Below are 15365 nucleotides of genomic sequence, written 5' to 3'. Positions count from 1 at the left end.
GGGCAGGTCCGGGACGGACAGTCCCCGGGCGGGCAGGTCCCGGGCGCGCAGGTTCGGATGGACACTCCCGGGGCCGACAGGCCCCGAACGGACAGGCCCCGAACGGACAGTCCCCGGACCGACAGTCCCCGGACCGACCGGCCCTACAACCGCTGGATGATCGTCCCCGTGGCCAGGGCGCCGCCTGCGCACATGGTGATGAGGGCGAACTCCTTGTCGGTGCGCTCCAGTTCGTGCAGGGCCGTGGTGATCAGGCGGGCGCCGGTCGCTCCGACGGGGTGGCCGAGGGCGATGGCGCCGCCGTTGACGTTGACCTTCTCCAGGTCCTGGTCGAAGACCTGAGCCCAGCTCAGCACCACCGAGGCGAACGCCTCGTTGATCTCCACCAGGTCGATGTCGCGGAGCGTCATCCCGGCGCGGCCCAGCACCGCGTGGGTCGCGTCGATCGGGCCGTCGAGGTGGAAGTGGGGGTTCGCACCGACCAGGGCCTGGGCGACGATCCGCGCCCTCGGCTTCAGCTTCAGGGCGCGGGCCATGCGCTTGGACGCCCACAGGATCGCCGCCGCTCCGTCCGATATCTGGGAGGAGTTGCCCGCCGTGTGCACCGCCGTCGGCATCACCGGCTTCAGGGCGGCCAGCGCCTCCATGGACGTGTCGCGCAGGCCCTCGTCCCGGTCCACCAGGCGCCACATGCCCTGACCGGCGTGCTGCTCCTCCTCCGTCGTCGGGACCTGGACGGCGAAGGTCTCCCGCTTGAAGCGTTCCTCCGCCCACGCGGCGGCCGCCCGCTGCTGGGAGAGCAGGCCCAGCCGATCCACGTGCTCCCGGGTCAGGCCACGGTGGCGTGCGATGCGCTCCGCCGCCTCGAACTGGTTGGGCAGGTCGACGTTCCACTCGTCGGGGAAGGGCCGGCCCGGCCCGTGCTTGGAGGCGGACCCCAGCGGCACCCGCGACATCGACTCCACGCCGCAGGAGATGCCCATGTCGATCACCCCGGCCGCGATCATGTTCGCGGTCATGTGGGCCGCCTGCTGCGAGGAACCGCACTGCGCGTCGACCGTGGTCGCCGCCGTCTCGTAGGGCAGCCCCATGGTCAGCCAGGCCGTGCGCGCCGGGTTCATGGACTGCTCTCCCGCGTGGGTGACCGTGCCGCCGACGATCTGCTCCACGCAGTCGGCGGGGATGCCGGTGCGGCCCAGGAGTTCGCGGTAGGTCTCGCCCAGGAGGTAGGCGGGGTGGAGGTTGGCGAGCGCGCCGCCGCGCCGGCCGATGGGGGTGCGTACGGCTTCGACGATCACGGGTTCCGCGGCCATTGGGGGGTCCTCTCCGCAACTCGTACCCGGAACTAGTACGCGTTCTAGTTCTGTTGGCAGTCTGCTGAGTGGGAGGGCGGCGCCGCAAGGGTCGTGCAGTCGCTGAGGGCGTGATGCGCGAGGAAAAGTGCCCGCAATTGGGCAGGCTTTCCGTCTTGCGGGTTGTAGAACTCGTTACTACGGTCCTCCCGACTCCGCATCTGATGAACCGTCACCGACCGCACCGACCACCGTCTGCCGGCCCCCCCCGACGCTGCTGGAGTGACGTCCCATGCCCTGCCCAGCGCTGCCCGACGGATTCGACTTCACCGACCCCGACGTACTGCACCGCCGCGTGCCGTTGCCCGAGTTCGCCGAGCTGCGCCGGACCGAGCCGGTGTGCTGGATCCCCCAGCCGCCCGGCGCGGCCGGCTACGGCGACGCGGGGTACTGGGCGGTGACCCGGCACGCCGACGTCAAGTACGTCTCCACGCACCCCGAGTTGTTCTCCTCGTACCTGAACACGGCGATCATCCGCTTCAACCAGGACATCGACCGGGACGCGATCGACGCGCAGCGCCTGATCATGCTCAACATGGACCCGCCGGAGCACACCCGGGTGCGGCAGATCGTGCAGCGCGGGTTCACGCCGCGGGCGATCCGGGCGCTGGAGGAGCGGCTGCGGGCGCGGGCGGAGGCGATCGTGGCGGCGGCGGGGGCGCACCCGGGGCCGTTCGACTTCGTCACCGAGGTCGCCTGCGAGCTGCCCCTGCAGGCGATCGCCGAGCTGATCGGCGTGCCGCAGGAGGACCGGGGCAAGATCTTCGGCTGGTCCAACAAGATGGTCGCCTACGACGATCCGGAGTACGCCATCACCGCGGAGGTCGGCGCGGAGTCGGCCGCGGAGATCATCGCCTACGCGATGAACATGGCCGCCGAGCGGAAACGGTGCCCGGCGCGGGACATCGTCACCCGGCTGGTGGCGGCCGAGGACGAGGGGAACCTCAGCAGCGACGAGTTCGGCTTCTTCGTGCTGCTGCTGGCGGTCGCGGGCAACGAGACCACGCGCAACGCCATCACGCACGGCATGCACGCGCTGCTCACCCACCCCGGGCAGTGGGAGCTGTACAAGCGGGAGCGGCCGGCGACGGCGGCCGAGGAGATCGTGCGCTGGGCGACACCGGTGGCCGCCTTCCAGCGCACCGCGACCCAGGACACCGAGCTCGGCGGCAAGACCATCCGCAAGGGCGACCGGATCGGCCTCTTCTACTCCTCCGCCAACCACGACCCGGAGGTCTTCACCGACCCGGACACCTTCGACATCACCCGCGACCCCAACCCCCACCTCGGCTTCGGCGGCGGCGGCCCCCACTACTGCCTCGGCAAGTCCCTCGCGGCCCTCGAGATCGACCTCATCTTCAACACCCTCGCCGACGCGATGCCGGACCTGAGACTCGTGAGCGAGCCCCGCCGCCTCCGCTCCGCGTGGCTCAACGGCGTGAAGGAGCTGCGGGTGAGCGCGCCCTGAGCAGCCTGTGGACCTGGCGTCGGCGGACCGCCGCTCGCCCTCGCCGGGCCCGTGGTCAAGGCGCACCGGATGCCGTCATCGGCGGCCGCCGAACCGGCATGGCGAAGGCGGCGCCCCCGGGGATCTGGGGGGCGCCGCCTTCGGTATCAGGGGGTGCTGGGAGTGGCTCAGTACCAGTTGTTGGCCTGCCAGAACTCCCACGCCTCGCACGGGCTGCCGTAGCGCTCGTTCATGTAGTTCAGGCCCCACTTGATCTGCGTGGCGGGGTTGGTCTTCCAGTCCGAGCCGGCCGAGGCCATCTTCGAGGCCGGAAGCGCCTGAACCAGCCCGTACGCACCGCTGGAGGCGTTGGTGGCGGTCGGGTTCCAGCCGCTCTCGTGCTCGACGATCTTCGAGAAGCACTGGAACTGCGCCGAGTTGCCGATCATCTTCTTGGCGATCGCCTGGGCCGAGCCGGAGTCGGCGGCCTGGGCGGGAGCGGCGGCGATCAGGGTGCCGCAGGTGACGGCGGCCAGGGCGGTACCGGCCAGAGCCTTCTTGGGGGCGGAGATCGTACGGAGGAAGGAAGCGGCGGACACAGGCGGCCTTTCGGTCGGGAGCATGACAGTCGCTTTCTGCCGTTGCCGTACGGGAGTTGCCGCTGCGGCGGGGCATGGGGCGGCGCCGTGGCCCTGGTGGGCACATCGGCGCCTGGCGACGTCGTCCACAGAAGCAGACCGGCGGATGTGTCCGCAAAGGTCCCTTTTACTAGCGTGCGTCGCATGTGGGCCGGGATGGGGGCGGTGGGCCGCTCCCGGGCGGGGATCGCGGCTACGGCCCTGCTTCGTAGGTGACCCACGTCATGTGGGGTGCTTCACCTGGGCGGGGTCCTGGAATGTGACGGGGGCCTCGAACGCGGCCCGCCGGGTGGCTCTGCGTAGTGCCTTCAGTACGGGCTTGCCGAGCGTCAGGGTCAGCACGACCGTGATCACGGCCCGGCCGAGGTCCCAGCCGAGGGAGGTCGCCAGGCAGTAGGCGGTGAAGCGGGCCAGATTGCCGGTCAGCGAGGCGTCCGGGTCGAAGGCGATGCCCGAGGCCAGCGCCGACATGAAGGGCCAGCCCGCCATGTTCATCACCGTGCCGTAGGCGAAGGCCGCCAGGAAGCCGTACCCGGCGAGCAGCCACACCTCGGGGCGCCCGCGCAGGCGGTCCGGGCCCGGCAGCAGGCCGGCGCCCATGGTGAACCAGCCCATCGCCAGCATCTGGAACGGCAGCCAGGGCCCCACCCCGCCCGTGAGCAGCGCGGAGGCGAACAGGGTGATCGCGCCGAGGACGAAGCCGAAGCCAGGCCCGAGGACCCGGCCGCTGAGCACCATGAGGAAGAACATCGGCTCCAGACCGGCCGTGCCCGCGCCGATCGGCCGCAGCGCGGCCCCCGTCGCGGCCAGCACGCCGAGCATCGCCACCGCCTTCGGGCCGAGGCCCGACTCGGAGATCGTGGCCGCCACCACCGCGACCAGCAGCACCAGCAGGCCCGCGAAGAGCCAGGGCGCGTCCTGCGCGTGCGCGGTCAGCGCGGAGGCGGGCGGTGCGAGGAACGGCCAGCCGAAGGCGACCACGCCCACCGCGCTCACCAGGGCGAGGGCGGCGAGCGAGCGCGGGCCGAGACGGACGGCCCGGGCCTGCCGGACAGTCATCGACGGACCTCCTGTGCCAGCGCCTCCCGTACCTGGCCCACCGTGAGCCAGCGCTGCGGGGCGAGGATCTTGGCGACCTGCGGCGCGAACGACGGTGAGGCGGTGACCACCTCCGCCGCCGGACCGTCCGCGATCACCTCGCCCTCGGCGATCAGCACGACCCGGTCGGCGAGTTCCGCGGCCAGCTCCACATCATGGGTGGCCAGCACGATGGCGTGACCCTCCGTGGCCAGGCCTTGCAGGAGCGTGACCAGGCGGGCCTTGGCCGCGTAGTCGAGGCCGCGGGTCGGCTCGTCCAGCAGGAGCAGCGGGGGGCGTGCGGTGAGGACCACCGCGAGGGCGAGGGTCAGGCGCTGGCCCTCGGAGAGGTCCCGGGGGTGGGTGGCGTCGTCGATCCCCGGCAGCAGCTCGGACAGCAGCGCCCGGCAGGTGCCGGGCTCCGCGTCCGCGTCCCGGTCGGCGGCGGCGCACTCGGCGGCCACCGTGTCGGAGTACAGCAGATCGCACGGCTCCTGCGGGACCAGGCCGACGCGGCGCACCAGATCGCGCGGGCGCGTCCGGTGCGGGACGGCGCCCGCGCTGCGGACCGAGCCGGCGGACGGGGCGACCAGCCCCACCAGCGCGCCCAGCAGGGTCGACTTCCCGGCGCCGTTGCGCCCCATCAGGGCGACGGTCTCTCCGGGTGCGACGGTGAGGTCGATGTGGCGCAGGGCCTGCACGCGACCCCGGCGGACGGCGAGCGCGCGCACCTCGGCGACGGGTGGCCCGGATGTACGGGCGTCGGTGTGTGACTCGGGGGTGCTGCGACGGAACAGGCCCCGGCGGGCGGAGGATGTCGGCGTCTGCGGGGCGGCCTCGCGCGGCGGTTGTTGCTGCTGCCGGCCGGCGAGGCGTTCGCGGAGCGGGGCCGCGCGGCGGCGGGCGTCGCGGACCGTCAGCGGCAGCGGAGACCAGCCGGCAAGGCGGCCGAGCTCCACCACCGGAGGGCAGACGGGGGAGACCGCCATCACCTCCTGCGGCGTGCCCAGCAGCGGCGGCTCGCCCGGAGCGGGCAGCAGGACGACCTGGTCGGCGTACTGGATCACCCGCTCAAGGCGGTGCTCGGCCATGAGGACCGTCGTACCGAGGTCGTGGACCAGCCGCTGCAGGACGGCGAGGACCTCCTCGGCCGCGGCCGGGTCGAGGGCGGAGGTCGGCTCGTCGAGCACCAGCACCCGGGGGTGCGGGGTGAGGACCGAGCCGATGGCGACGCGCTGCTGCTGGCCGCCGGAGAGCGTGGCGAGGGGACGGTCGCGCAGCCCGGCCAGGCCCAGCACGTCCAGGGTCTCCTCGACCCGGCGCCGCATCACCTCGGGCGGCAGGCCCAGCGACTCCATGCCGTAGGCGAGTTCGTCCTCCACGGTGTCCGTGACGAAGTGGGAGAGCGGGTCCTGGCCCACCGTGCCGACCACGTCGGCGAGTTCGCGCGGCTTGTGGGTGCGGGTGTCACGGCCGGCGACGGTGACCCTGCCGTGCAGGGTGCCGCCGGTGAAGTGCGGGACCAGGCCGCCGACCGCGCCCAGCACGGTCGACTTGCCGACGCCGGACGGCCCGGCCAGCAGCACGAGTTCCCCCTCGGGGACCTCGAAGTCGACGCCCCGGACGGTGGGTTCGTCCGCCCCGTCGTAGGTCACCGACACGTTCTCGAAGCGGATCACGACGGCTCCTCGCGGCTGTCCTGGTGAGGTGCGGGGGCGATGAAGGCGGGCAGCAGGCCGATCAGCACGGCCGCCGCCGGCCACAGGGGAAGCGCCGGGGCGACCAGCGGGACCACACCCGGGTGCAGCGCCGCCGGATCGCGGACGGCGGCCAGCGCCGTCACGGCCGCGACGGCGGCGCCGGAGGCGGCGACCAGCCAGGCCCGCGCGTCCCACCGGTCCGGGCGGTACCGGGTGCGCAGCGAGCGCCGGCCGCCCAGCCACAGCCCCGCCAGCGCGGCGGCGAGCCCGCCGAGCAGCAGGGGCACGCCGTAGCCGGCGCCCGCCGCGGAGAGCAGACCGTACGTCCCCGCGCAGACGCCGAGCAGACCGCCGAGGGTGAGCGCGGCGGTGGTCCGGCGGACGGCGGGCGGGACCTGCGCGGTGCGGCCGTAGCCTCGGGCGTCCATGGCGGCGGCGAGCGCCACGGAGCGTTCCAGCGCGCCCTCCAGCACGGGCAGGGCCACCTGCGCCAGGCCCCGGAGTCCCTTGTCCGGACGCCCCCGCAGGCGCCGGGCGGCGCGCAGCCGCTGGACGTCGGCGATGAGATGCGGCGCGAAGGTGAGCGCCACGACCACGGCCACGCCCGTCTCGTAGAGCGCGCCGGGCAGGGACTTCAGCAGCCGGGAGGGGTTGGCCAGGGAGTTCGCGGCGCCCACGCAGACCAGCAGGGCGGCGAGCCGGAGGCCGTCGTAGAGCGCGAAGGTGAGCGCCTCGGCGGTGACCTTGCCGCCGAGGCGGATGCCCTGCGCCCAGTCGGGCAGCGGGACTTCGGGCAGGGCGAGGATCACATGCGTGCCGGGGATCGGCGAGCCGAGGACGGTCGCGAACACGAGGCGGACGAGGAGGACGGCGAGCGCCAGCTTGACGAACACCCCGTAGGAGCGGGCCCAGGGCGCGTCGGGGCGGCGGGTGGCCACGACGTACGCGGAGACGGCGATGAGGAGGCCCAGCAGGAGCGGGTTGGTGGTGCGGGTGGCCGCGGTGCCGAGGGCCAGCGACCACAGCCACCAGGCGCCGGGGTGCAGCGCGTCCGGCCGGCCGCGGCGGGCGGTGGGCGTGCCGGTCCGTGACGGGCTCATCTCCGCGTCGGGCTGCGCCGGACCGGTCCCGGCCTCCGCCCGCGCCGGACCGGTCCCCGCGCTCTCACGGGGGGACTTGGCCGGCTCACCGCTCGCGGAGGTGCCCCGGAGGCCCTCGCGGCGTCCGGCGAGGGGCGAGGGCCCGCTGCGGGGCGTGCTATCGGCCATGCCTGCGTCGGGCCTGCCAGAGGGCGGCACCGGCCAGCAGCACCACGACCGCGGCACCGCCGATCAGCCCCAGCGAAGGCCCGCCGTCAGAGGCGGACTTGGCGGACTTCTCCTTCTCCGCGGACTGCTCCCGGGCCTGCTCCTCGTCCGCCGAGGCGTCGTCCGGAGCCTTGCCGGACACCTGCTCCCCGCAGCCCTTCGCCGGATAGCCGGCGATCGCGCACAGCAACGCCTTGGCGTCGTAGCGCAGGGGTTCGGCGACGGCCGCCAGCGCGTCGGAGGTCGTCGCGTCCTCGGGGACCCGGGCGCAGGCCGTGCGGTTGGCGGGCGGACGCTCGCCCGAGGGAGCGTCGGCCCGCGTGCCGAAGTCGAGGACCAGGGCCACGCGCTTGGTGCCGTCCTTCGGCGGGGTCTTGGCGCAGATGGTGCCGAAGTCGGCGGTGCCGCGCGGCTTCGCCGCGTCACCGGAGTCCTCGCTGACGGAGAAGCGGAAGCCCTGGACATCGCCGTCGTAGGGGCGGGCGGTGGACGGGCCCTGGGTGGCGTACGTCCACTGCTCGCCCTCGCGCTCCCAGAACGACCAGTAGCGGTACCCGGCGGCCTGCGCCTGGCCCGCTCCCGCCGGCACCGGCAGGAGCGCGGCCAGGAAGGCCAGGAACAGCACGAGCGTTCTGCGGGTCACGGCTGCTGCCTCTTCCTGCGGCCGCTGAACAGGAAGCCGATGCCGATACCGGCGACCAGGCACACGCCGACGTACCACCAGACGCCGAAGCCGGAGTCCGAGTCGGATTCGGCGTCGGAGGCGGCGGCCTTCTGCTTCTCCTTCTCGTTCTCCTTCTCGGCGGCGGGGCCGGTCGCGGCCAGCTTCTTCACCAGGTCCGTCCCGCCGAAGGCGCGCGGGTCGGCGCCGGTGGCGTGGGCGGCGAGGATCAGCTGGGCGTAGGCGGCGGGGCCGCTCTGCGCCGCCCAGCCGGCGGCGTTCTTCTCCAGCCAGGCCAGGGACTTCTTCGCCGGCTCCATCGCGCCCAGCGCGGCGAGGGCGACCACCGCGTCCGCGGTGTTGCCGTGGTCGGGCTGCTCGGAGCCGCCCAGCGAGGAGACCAGATGGCCGTCCTCGGCCAGCTCGTCCTTCAGGTACGCCCCGCCGTTCACCGCGGCCTGCCCGGGGCCGCCGGCCTTCTCGCAGGCGAGCTCAGGAGTGCCCGTCTTCGCGGGCTCGACCACCAGACCCTTGCCGAGCAGGCCGAGCACGCCCGCCGCCGTGGCGTCGGCGTTGGCGATCAGCTTGCCCTTCTTGTCCGGCTGGAAGGCGAACGCGCCCGCCCCGTCGCCCTTGCAGGGCAGCGCCAGCTTCAGCAGGGCGTCGTAGGGGGACTTGCCGTCCTTCGTCACCTGGGCCGGCTTCTCGCCGGTGGCGGCGAGCGCACCGATGACGACGGAGGTGGAGTTGGCGTCGCTCGGGCCGCCCGCGGTGTAGCCCCAGCCGCCGTCCTCGTTCTGTATGGACTTGAGCCAGTCGACGGCCTTGCCGGTCGCCTTGTGGTGCCCGCCGAGCGCGGCCAGGGCCTGGACGGCGGCGGCCGTCTGGTTGGTGTCGACGGGGGTCTTGGCGTCGCAGGCGCGCGAAGTGTCGGCGCGGTACGGGGCGAAGGAGCCGTCGGCGCACTGCTGGCCGGTCAGCCAGTCCACGGCCGCCTTCGGCGGCTTCACGCCGGCCGTGTCCTGGGCGAGCAGCGCCAGCGACTGGCGCCAGACGCCGTCGTACTGCGGGTCGCCGTCGCCGTACAGGGCGGCGGGGAGGGCCTTGGACGGCTCGGGGGACGGGGACGAGTCGGCGGCGGCCGGGGTGGCGGCGCCGATCACGGCGACGGCGGCCAGGACCGCGGCGCAGCGGCGGACGTTCATGATCGGCGGGTGCCTCTCTCCCTTGATGCCGGTGCAGGGGGCGGGCGGCAGGGGAGACCCCGGCGGCTCGGCCCCGTATACCTCGACGGTGCCGTGCTCCGGCGGACTGCCGGGCACGAGAGCCGGTCACGATCCGTGCGGGGCATTCCGGCTGACCGTCCTCCGGGGACGGATCACGGTTGCGGGTCAGCGCCGGAATTGCACCGGCTTCCCCCCGTACGGCGTGAAGCGACGCCGCCACTTTACCCGCACGTAGTCAGGGGGCAGGGTGGGGTGCCTCACCTCACGATCCCGTGCGGTCCGGGTCACGCGGCTCGTCTCGCGCGGTCCGGGTCACGCGGCTCGTCTCGCGCGGTCCGGGTCACGCGGCTCGTCTCGCGCGGTCCGGGTCACGCGGCTCGTCTCGCGCGGTCCGGGGCACGCGGCTCGTCTCGCGCGGTCCGGGTCACGCGGCTCGTCTCGCGCGGTCCGGGGCACGCGGCTCGTCTCGCGCGGTCCGGGGCACGCGGCTCGTCTCGCGCGGTCCGGGTCACGCGGCTCGTCTCGCGCGGTCCGGGTCACGCGGCTCGTCCCACACACACTCGGGCCAATGTCGCCAACTCCCGGCATTCCAGGTCATACCGCCGCGTAGGTCACCGGGCCGCTGCCCGGGACCGCCTCCGCCCGGCCGAGCTTCACCAGGTGGCGCAGATGGGACTCGGCCTCCGCGACGGCGATGGTGCGGGAGGTGTGCGGGATGTCGTCCCAGGGGCGGTTCCAGGTCATGCGCTCCGCCAGCTGCCAGGGGGTGAGCGGGGTGGCGAGCAGGGCCAGCAGGCCGGTGAGGCGGGAGGCGTGGTGGGCGCGCAGGGCGGCGACGCGGGCGGGGGCGTCGGTGAAGGGGTGCTGGTGGGCGGGGAGGATCTCGGCGGGGGTGAGACGGGCGACGCGTTCCAGGGAGTCGAGGTAGTCGCCGAGGGGATCGGTCGGGGTGGTGTCGTCGGGGTCCTCGTAGAGGCCGATGTGCGGGGTGATGCCGGGCAGCAGATGGTCGCCGGAGAAGAGACGGCCGTTGCCCGGGAGCCGGGCCGGATGCTCCTCCTCCAGGTGCAGGCAGACGTGACCGGGGGTGTGGCCCGGCGTCCACACGGCGCGCAGCCGGCGGCCCGGCAGGTCGAGCAGTTCGCCGGGGACGATCTCGCGGTCGGGGAGCGCGGGGGAGAGGGCGGGGAGGGCGCGGCGGCCCAGGGCCGCGCGCAGCGGCGCCAGATGGCTCTCGGGGGCGCCGGCGGCGGCGAGCCGGTCGGCCATGTAGGTCAGCCAGCGCTCGGGCGGGGCCTCGCGGGTGCGGCGGACGACGTCGATGTCCGCCGGGTGCATGGCGATCCAGGCGCCGGAGGCCTCGCGTACCCGGCCGGACAGGCCGTGGTGGTCGGGGTGGTGGTGGGTGACGACCACGCCGTGGATCTCGGAGACGGAGGTGCCGCAGGCGGTCAGGCCCTCGGTGAGGGTGGTCCACGCCTCGGGGTCGTCCCAGCCGGTGTCGATCAGCACCGGGCCCGCGTCGGTGTCGAGGACGTGGACCAGGGTGTGGCCGAGGGGGTTGTCCGGGATGGGGACCCGCAGCGAACGGACGCCCCCGCCATGGTCGTAGACCCCTGTCTGCGTCTGCGGCTGCCTCTGCGGTTGCGGCTGCGGCTGCGGTTGCGTATGGGCCATGGGCTCCCCCGATCGCCGGACCGGACTCCGGCCAGGTCACTATAACTAGAACGCGTTTCGACAGTAGCCCCGGACGACTTTCCTTCGGCCTTTCCGTTCCGGCCGCCCGCTGCAAGGCCCGTGGACTGTGCTGACCGGAACTGGTATCAGTGCCAGTATCTGATGGAGCGTCAGAAGCAGCGGCTTCGGGGAGGCGGCCGGCCATGACCGGGCTCGTGGAACACGGACAGCTGTTCATCGGCGGGGAGTTGACCGACCCCCAGGGCCGCGAGGTCATCGAGGTGATCTCCCCGCACACCGAGGAGGTCATCGGGCGCGTGCCGCACGCCTCGGCCGCAGACGTCGACCGCGCCGTGGTGGCGGCCCGGCGGGCGTTCGACGAGGGCCCCTGGCCACGTACGAGTCTCGCGGAGCGCATCGAGGTCGTCACCCGGATCAAGGACGGCATCGCAGCCCGCCATGAGGAGATCGCCCGCGTCGTCTCCTCCCAGAACGGCTCCCCCTACTCCTGGAGCGTGCTGGCGCAGGCGCTGGGCGCGGTGATGGTGTGGGACACCGCCATCGGGGTCGCGCGGGAATATGCGTACGAGGAGAAGCGGGACGGTGTGCTGGGCCCGATCCTGGTGCGCCGCGAGCCGGTCGGTGTGGTCGCCGCCGTGATCCCCTGGAACGTCCCGCAGTTCGTGGCCGCCGCCAAGCTCGCGCCCGCGCTGCTCACCGGCTGCACGGTGGTGCTCAAGCCCTCGCCCGAGGCGCCCCTGGACGCCTATGTGCTGGGCGAGATCGCCCGTGAGGCCGGGCTGCCCGAGGGGGTGCTGTCGATTCTGCCGGCCGACCGGGAGGTGAGCGAGTACCTGGTCGGGCACCCCGGGGTGGACAAGGTGTCGTTCACCGGGTCGGTCGCGGCGGGCCGGCGGGTGATGGAGGTGGCCGCGCGCAACCTGACCCGGGTGACGCTGGAACTGGGCGGCAAGTCGGCCGCCGTGGTGCTGCCGGACGCGGAGGTGGAGCCGGTCGTCGAGGGCCTGGTGCCGGCGGCCTGGATGAACAACGGGCAGGCCTGCGTGGCCCAGACCCGCATCCTGCTGCCCCGCTCCCGCTACGACGAGTTCGCCGAGGCCCTCGCGGCGGCGGCGAGCGCCCTGGTGGTCGGCGACCCGCTCGACCCGGCCACCCAGGTGGGCCCGCTGGTCGCCGAGCGGCAGCAGCGGCGCAGCCTCGACTACGTACGCCTCGGCCAGGAGGAGGGCGCCAAGGTCCTGGCGGGCGGCGGGCGTCCGGCCGGCCTGGACCGCGGCTGGTATGTCGAGCCCACCCTCTTCGGTGACGTCGGCAACGGCATGCGCATCGCCCGCGAGGAGATCTTCGGCCCGGTGATCTGCCTGCTGCCCTACGACGACGAGTCCGACGCGGTGAAGATCGCCAACGACTCCGACTACGGCCTCAGCGGCAGCGTCTGGACCACCGACACCCGGCGCGGCATCGACGTGGCCCGCCGCATCCGCACCGGCACCTACTCGGTGAACACCTTCAGCCTCGACATGCTCGGCCCCTTCGGCGGCTACAAGAACTCCGGCATAGGGCGCGAGTTCGGCCCCGAGGGCTACGCCGAATACCTGGAGCACAAGACCATCCATCTGCCGGCCGGATGGGAGGGCTGAGCATGGGCACCTCTCCCGCGCGCCAGGGCCCCGGCCTGCGGGCGGGTGACCGCTGGCGGGTGGAGGTCGACCGGGCCGTGTGCATCGGCTCCGGCACCTGCGTCCACCACGCCCCGCACGCCTTCCGCCTCGACTCGGCCCGCCAGTCCCGCCCCGCGTCCGACGCCACCGACGCCGACGAACGGATCCTCACCGCGGCCGAGCACTGCCCGGTGGAGGCCATCGTCATCACGCTGCTGGACAGCGGGGAGCCGGTGTTCCCTCCGGAGGAGTAGCGCGGCGGCAACGGGCTTTTCGCAGCGGGCGGCGGCAACGGGCTCTTCGGCAGCGGGTGTCGGCGCCCGCTACCGTCGCTCGTCCGGCAGGTCGATCAGGCGGCACACCGTCTCGATGTCGATCTTCACCTGGGCGATGGAGGCACGCCCCGACAGCCAGGTGATCAGCGCCGAGTGCCAGGTGTGCTCGATCACGCGGACCGCGGACAGCTGGTCGGGCGTGGGGTCCTCCTCCAGGCCCATCGCGTCCAGGATGATCGCCGTGGTCTGCCGGGAGACCTGGTCGACCTCCGGGCTCACACTGCGGTCGGCGAAGGTCAGCGCACGCACCATCGCATCCGCCAGATGCGGCTCGCGCTGCAGCGCCCGGAACGCCCGCATCAGCGTCTCCGCCACCCGCCCGGCCGCCGTCTCACCGGCCGGCGGCTTCTTCCGCAGCGTGCCGTGCATGTGCTCCAGCTGGTCCTGCATGGTCGCCACCAGCAGATGGATCTTGGACGGGAAGTAGCGGTACAGGGTGCCGAGGGCCACCTGGGAGGACTCCGCCACCTCCCGCATCTGCACCGCGTCGAACCCGCCCCGGCTGGCCAGTTGCGCGGTCGCGTGCAGGATGCGGCGCCGGCGTGCCTCCTGCCGCTCGGTGAGCGGCGAGGCCGGAGAGGTACGTACGGTGCCGGCTTCCGACTTGATCACCATGTCCACCTTGCCCGTCCTGCCTGCTGCGCCCGTCTTGCCCTGGCCGGTCCCCGCGGGCGCGGGCCCGCTTCGTAACCCTCGGTGAGGGTGAGTGATCGGACAGCATGGCACGCCGCCCGCCGTGGCGTGAATCACCTGATCCACTGCTCACAGCACCCCTACCTGCCGGTAGATTCGAGTTCTCTGAACGATCAACTCTGAAACTTGTTCTAGGTTAGCGTCCCGTCGTAGTCTCGCGGGACAGTGCAGGGAGAAGGGGGCCCAGGGTGACCGCTGAGGCCAGTCAGGCCGGGCCCTTCGAGGGCCCTGCCGCCGACGGCTTGCGACCGCTGCGCATCGCACTCCTCACCTACAAGGGAAACCCGTTCTGCGGCGGGCAGGGCGTCTACGTACGCCATCTCTCCCGCGAACTCGCCCGCCTCGGGCACCGCGTGGAGGTCATCGGCGCCCAGCCCTACCCGGTCCTCGACGAGGGCTACGACGGGCTGAGCCTCACCGAGCTGCCGAGCCTGGATCTCTACCGCCAGCCGGATCCTTTCCGCACCCCGAAGCGGGACGAGTACCGCGACTGGATCGACGTCCTCGAGGTCGGCACCATGTGGACCGGCGGCTTCCCCGAGCCGCTGACCTTCTCGCTGCGCGCCCGCCGCCATCTGCGGGCCCGCCGCGGCGACTTCGACGTGGTCCACGACAACCAGACCCTCGGCTACGGCCTCCTCGGCGACCTCGGCGCGCCGCTGGTCACCACGATCCACCACCCCATCACCGTGGACCGGCAGCTGGAGCTGGACGCCGCCGAGACCTGGCAGCGGCGCTGCTCGGTGCGCCGCTGGTACGCCTTCACCCGCATGCAGAAGCGGGTCGCGCGGCGGCTGCCGTCCGTGCTCACCGTCTCCGGCACCTCCCGCCAGGAGATCGTCGACCACCTCGGCGTGCGGCCCGAGCGGATCCACGTCGTGCACATCGGCGCCGACACCGACCTGTTCTCGCCGGACCCGTCCGTGCCGGTCATACCCGGCCGGATCGTCACCACCTCCAGCGCCGACGTCCCGCTCAAGGGGCTGGTGTTCCTCGTCGAGGCGCTGGCCAAGGTGCGCACCGAGCAGCCCGACGCCCATCTCGTCGTCGTCGGCAAGCGGCCCGCCGAGGGCCCGGTCGCGCAGGCCATCGAGCGGTACGGGCTCGAGGGCGCCGTCGAGTTCGTCAAGGGCATATCCGACGCCGAACTGGTCGACCTGGTGCGCTCGGCGCAGGTCGCCTGCGTCCCCTCGCTCTACGAGGGCTTCTCGCTGCCCGCCGCCGAGGCCATGGCCACCGGCACCCCGCTGCTCGCCACCACCGGCGGCGCCATCCCGGAGGTCGCCGGACGCGACGGCGAGACCTGCCTGGCCGTGCCGCCCGGCGACGCCGGAGCGCTGGCCGCCGGACTCAACCGGCTGCTGGCGGACGAGGAACTGCGCCGGAGGCTGGGCGCGGCCGGCCGCGAGCGGGTGCTGCGCCACTTCACCTGGGCGCGGGCCGCGGAAGGCACCGTGGCCCGCTACCGCGAGGCCATCGACGCCGCGCCGCCCGGACGCACCGCGCGCCCCAGCCGTACCGCGCTCTCCGCACGCAGCGCGCGCCCCGCGGCCCGCCCCGCGGTCCCGGC

At 73.5% G+C, this 15365-nt stretch carries 13 protein-coding genes and 1 riboswitch; of the genes, 4 read left to right on the top strand and 9 right to left on the bottom strand.

Annotated elements, in window-relative coordinates:
* Positions 1–143 precede the first annotated feature (143 nt).
* Positions 144–1313, bottom strand: a complete 1170-nt coding sequence (locus ABD207_RS30060) for a steroid 3-ketoacyl-CoA thiolase (RefSeq protein ID WP_344016426.1) — start codon at positions 1311–1313, stop codon at positions 144–146.
* 271 nt (positions 1314–1584) lie between these two features.
* Here ABD207_RS30060 and ABD207_RS30055 point away from each other — a divergent pair, with 271 nt between their 5' ends.
* On the top strand, positions 1585–2820 hold the full coding sequence (locus ABD207_RS30055; protein ID WP_344016425.1) for a cytochrome P450: 1236 nt from the start codon (positions 1585–1587) through the stop codon (positions 2818–2820).
* Between the two features lie 167 nt (positions 2821–2987).
* Here ABD207_RS30055 and ABD207_RS30050 read toward each other — a convergent pair whose 3' ends face one another.
* The 7 genes from ABD207_RS30050 to ABD207_RS30020 all read right to left on the bottom strand — a co-directional run bounded on the left by ABD207_RS30050 (position 2988) and on the right by ABD207_RS30020 (position 11085).
* On the bottom strand, positions 2988–3398 hold the full coding sequence (locus ABD207_RS30050) for an aggregation-promoting factor C-terminal-like domain-containing protein (protein WP_344016424.1): 411 nt from the start codon (positions 3396–3398) through the stop codon (positions 2988–2990).
* Positions 3399–3659: 261 nt separating this feature from the next.
* Positions 3660–4496: an ECF transporter S component gene (locus tag ABD207_RS30045; RefSeq protein WP_344016423.1), complete on the bottom strand. Its 837-nt coding sequence runs from the start codon at positions 4494–4496 to the stop codon at positions 3660–3662.
* Positions 4493–6193: an ABC transporter ATP-binding protein gene (locus ABD207_RS30040; protein WP_344016422.1), complete on the bottom strand. Its 1701-nt coding sequence runs from the start codon at positions 6191–6193 to the stop codon at positions 4493–4495. Before ABD207_RS30040 ends, ABD207_RS30045 begins: the two co-directional genes overlap by 4 nt.
* Positions 6190–7314: an energy-coupling factor transporter transmembrane component T gene (locus ABD207_RS30035; RefSeq protein ID WP_344016434.1), complete on the bottom strand. Its 1125-nt coding sequence runs from the start codon at positions 7312–7314 to the stop codon at positions 6190–6192. The genes ABD207_RS30040 and ABD207_RS30035 overlap by 4 nt, the downstream gene beginning before the upstream one ends.
* A gap of 157 nt (positions 7315–7471) precedes the next feature.
* Entirely contained in the window at positions 7472–8164 is a 693-nt protein-coding gene (locus ABD207_RS30030) for an SCO2322 family protein (RefSeq protein WP_344016421.1), read from the bottom strand.
* A complete protein-coding gene (locus ABD207_RS30025; RefSeq protein ID WP_344016420.1) occupies positions 8161–9387 on the bottom strand; it encodes an SCO2321 family membrane protein in 1227 nt (408 codons plus the stop codon). Before ABD207_RS30025 ends, ABD207_RS30030 begins: the two co-directional genes overlap by 4 nt.
* Before the next feature lie 120 nt (positions 9388–9507).
* Positions 9508–9646, bottom strand: a riboswitch (cobalamin riboswitch).
* 356 nt (positions 9647–10002) lie between these two features.
* A complete protein-coding gene (locus tag ABD207_RS30020; RefSeq protein WP_344016419.1) occupies positions 10003–11085 on the bottom strand; it encodes a Strvi_7410 family MBL fold metallo-hydrolase in 1083 nt (360 codons plus the stop codon).
* 203 nt (positions 11086–11288) lie between these two features.
* Between ABD207_RS30020 and ABD207_RS30015 the strand changes: the two genes are divergently transcribed.
* Together ABD207_RS30015 and ABD207_RS30010 are read left to right on the top strand one after the other, a co-directional pair.
* Complete coding sequence (locus ABD207_RS30015; RefSeq protein WP_344016418.1) at positions 11289–12746, top strand: aldehyde dehydrogenase; 1458 nt, start codon at positions 11289–11291, stop codon at positions 12744–12746.
* A gap of 2 nt (positions 12747–12748) precedes the next feature.
* Positions 12749–13021 carry a ferredoxin gene (locus ABD207_RS30010; protein WP_344016417.1) on the top strand — a complete coding sequence of 91 codons (273 nt, stop codon included), beginning with the start codon at positions 12749–12751 and terminating at the stop codon, positions 13019–13021.
* A 69-nt stretch (positions 13022–13090) separates the two neighbouring features.
* Here the strand turns inward: ABD207_RS30010 and ABD207_RS30005 are convergent, their stop codons facing one another.
* Entirely contained in the window at positions 13091–13717 is a 627-nt protein-coding gene (locus tag ABD207_RS30005) for a TetR family transcriptional regulator (RefSeq protein ID WP_344016416.1), read from the bottom strand.
* A 266-nt stretch (positions 13718–13983) separates the two neighbouring features.
* Between ABD207_RS30005 and ABD207_RS30000 the strand changes: the two genes are divergently transcribed.
* Positions 13984–15365, top strand: a 1382-nt coding sequence (locus tag ABD207_RS30000; protein ID WP_344016415.1) for a glycosyltransferase family 4 protein, incomplete at its 3' end; no start/stop codon positions are given.

This window comes from Streptomyces thermospinosisporus, from assembly GCF_039526425.1.
In the GTDB taxonomy this organism is placed as follows: domain Bacteria; phylum Actinomycetota; class Actinomycetes; order Streptomycetales; family Streptomycetaceae; genus Streptomyces; species Streptomyces thermocarboxydovorans.
The sequence above is the reverse complement of the archived record's forward strand: the minus strand, read 5'-3'. Positions and strand labels throughout refer to the sequence as shown.

Coding starts and splice junctions, on each gene's coding strand:
- ABD207_RS30060 (WP_344016426.1), bottom strand. CDS start 1,313: ATGGCCGCGGAACCCGTGATCGTCGAAGCCGTACGCACCCCCATCGGC.
- ABD207_RS30055 (WP_344016425.1), top strand. CDS start 1,585: ATGCCCTGCCCAGCGCTGCCCGACGGATTCGACTTCACCGACCCCGAC.
- ABD207_RS30045 (WP_344016423.1), bottom strand. CDS start 4,496: ATGACTGTCCGGCAGGCCCGGGCCGTCCGTCTCGGCCCGCGCTCGCTC.
- ABD207_RS30035 (WP_344016434.1), bottom strand. CDS start 7,314: ATGAGCCCGTCACGGACCGGCACGCCCACCGCCCGCCGCGGCCGGCCG.
- ABD207_RS30025 (WP_344016420.1), bottom strand. CDS start 9,387: ATGAACGTCCGCCGCTGCGCCGCGGTCCTGGCCGCCGTCGCCGTGATC.
- ABD207_RS30020 (WP_344016419.1), bottom strand. CDS start 11,085: ATGGCCCATACGCAACCGCAGCCGCAGCCGCAACCGCAGAGGCAGCCG.
- ABD207_RS30015 (WP_344016418.1), top strand. CDS start 11,289: ATGACCGGGCTCGTGGAACACGGACAGCTGTTCATCGGCGGGGAGTTG.
- ABD207_RS30010 (WP_344016417.1), top strand. CDS start 12,749: ATGGGCACCTCTCCCGCGCGCCAGGGCCCCGGCCTGCGGGCGGGTGAC.
- ABD207_RS30005 (WP_344016416.1), bottom strand. CDS start 13,717: ATGGTGATCAAGTCGGAAGCCGGCACCGTACGTACCTCTCCGGCCTCG.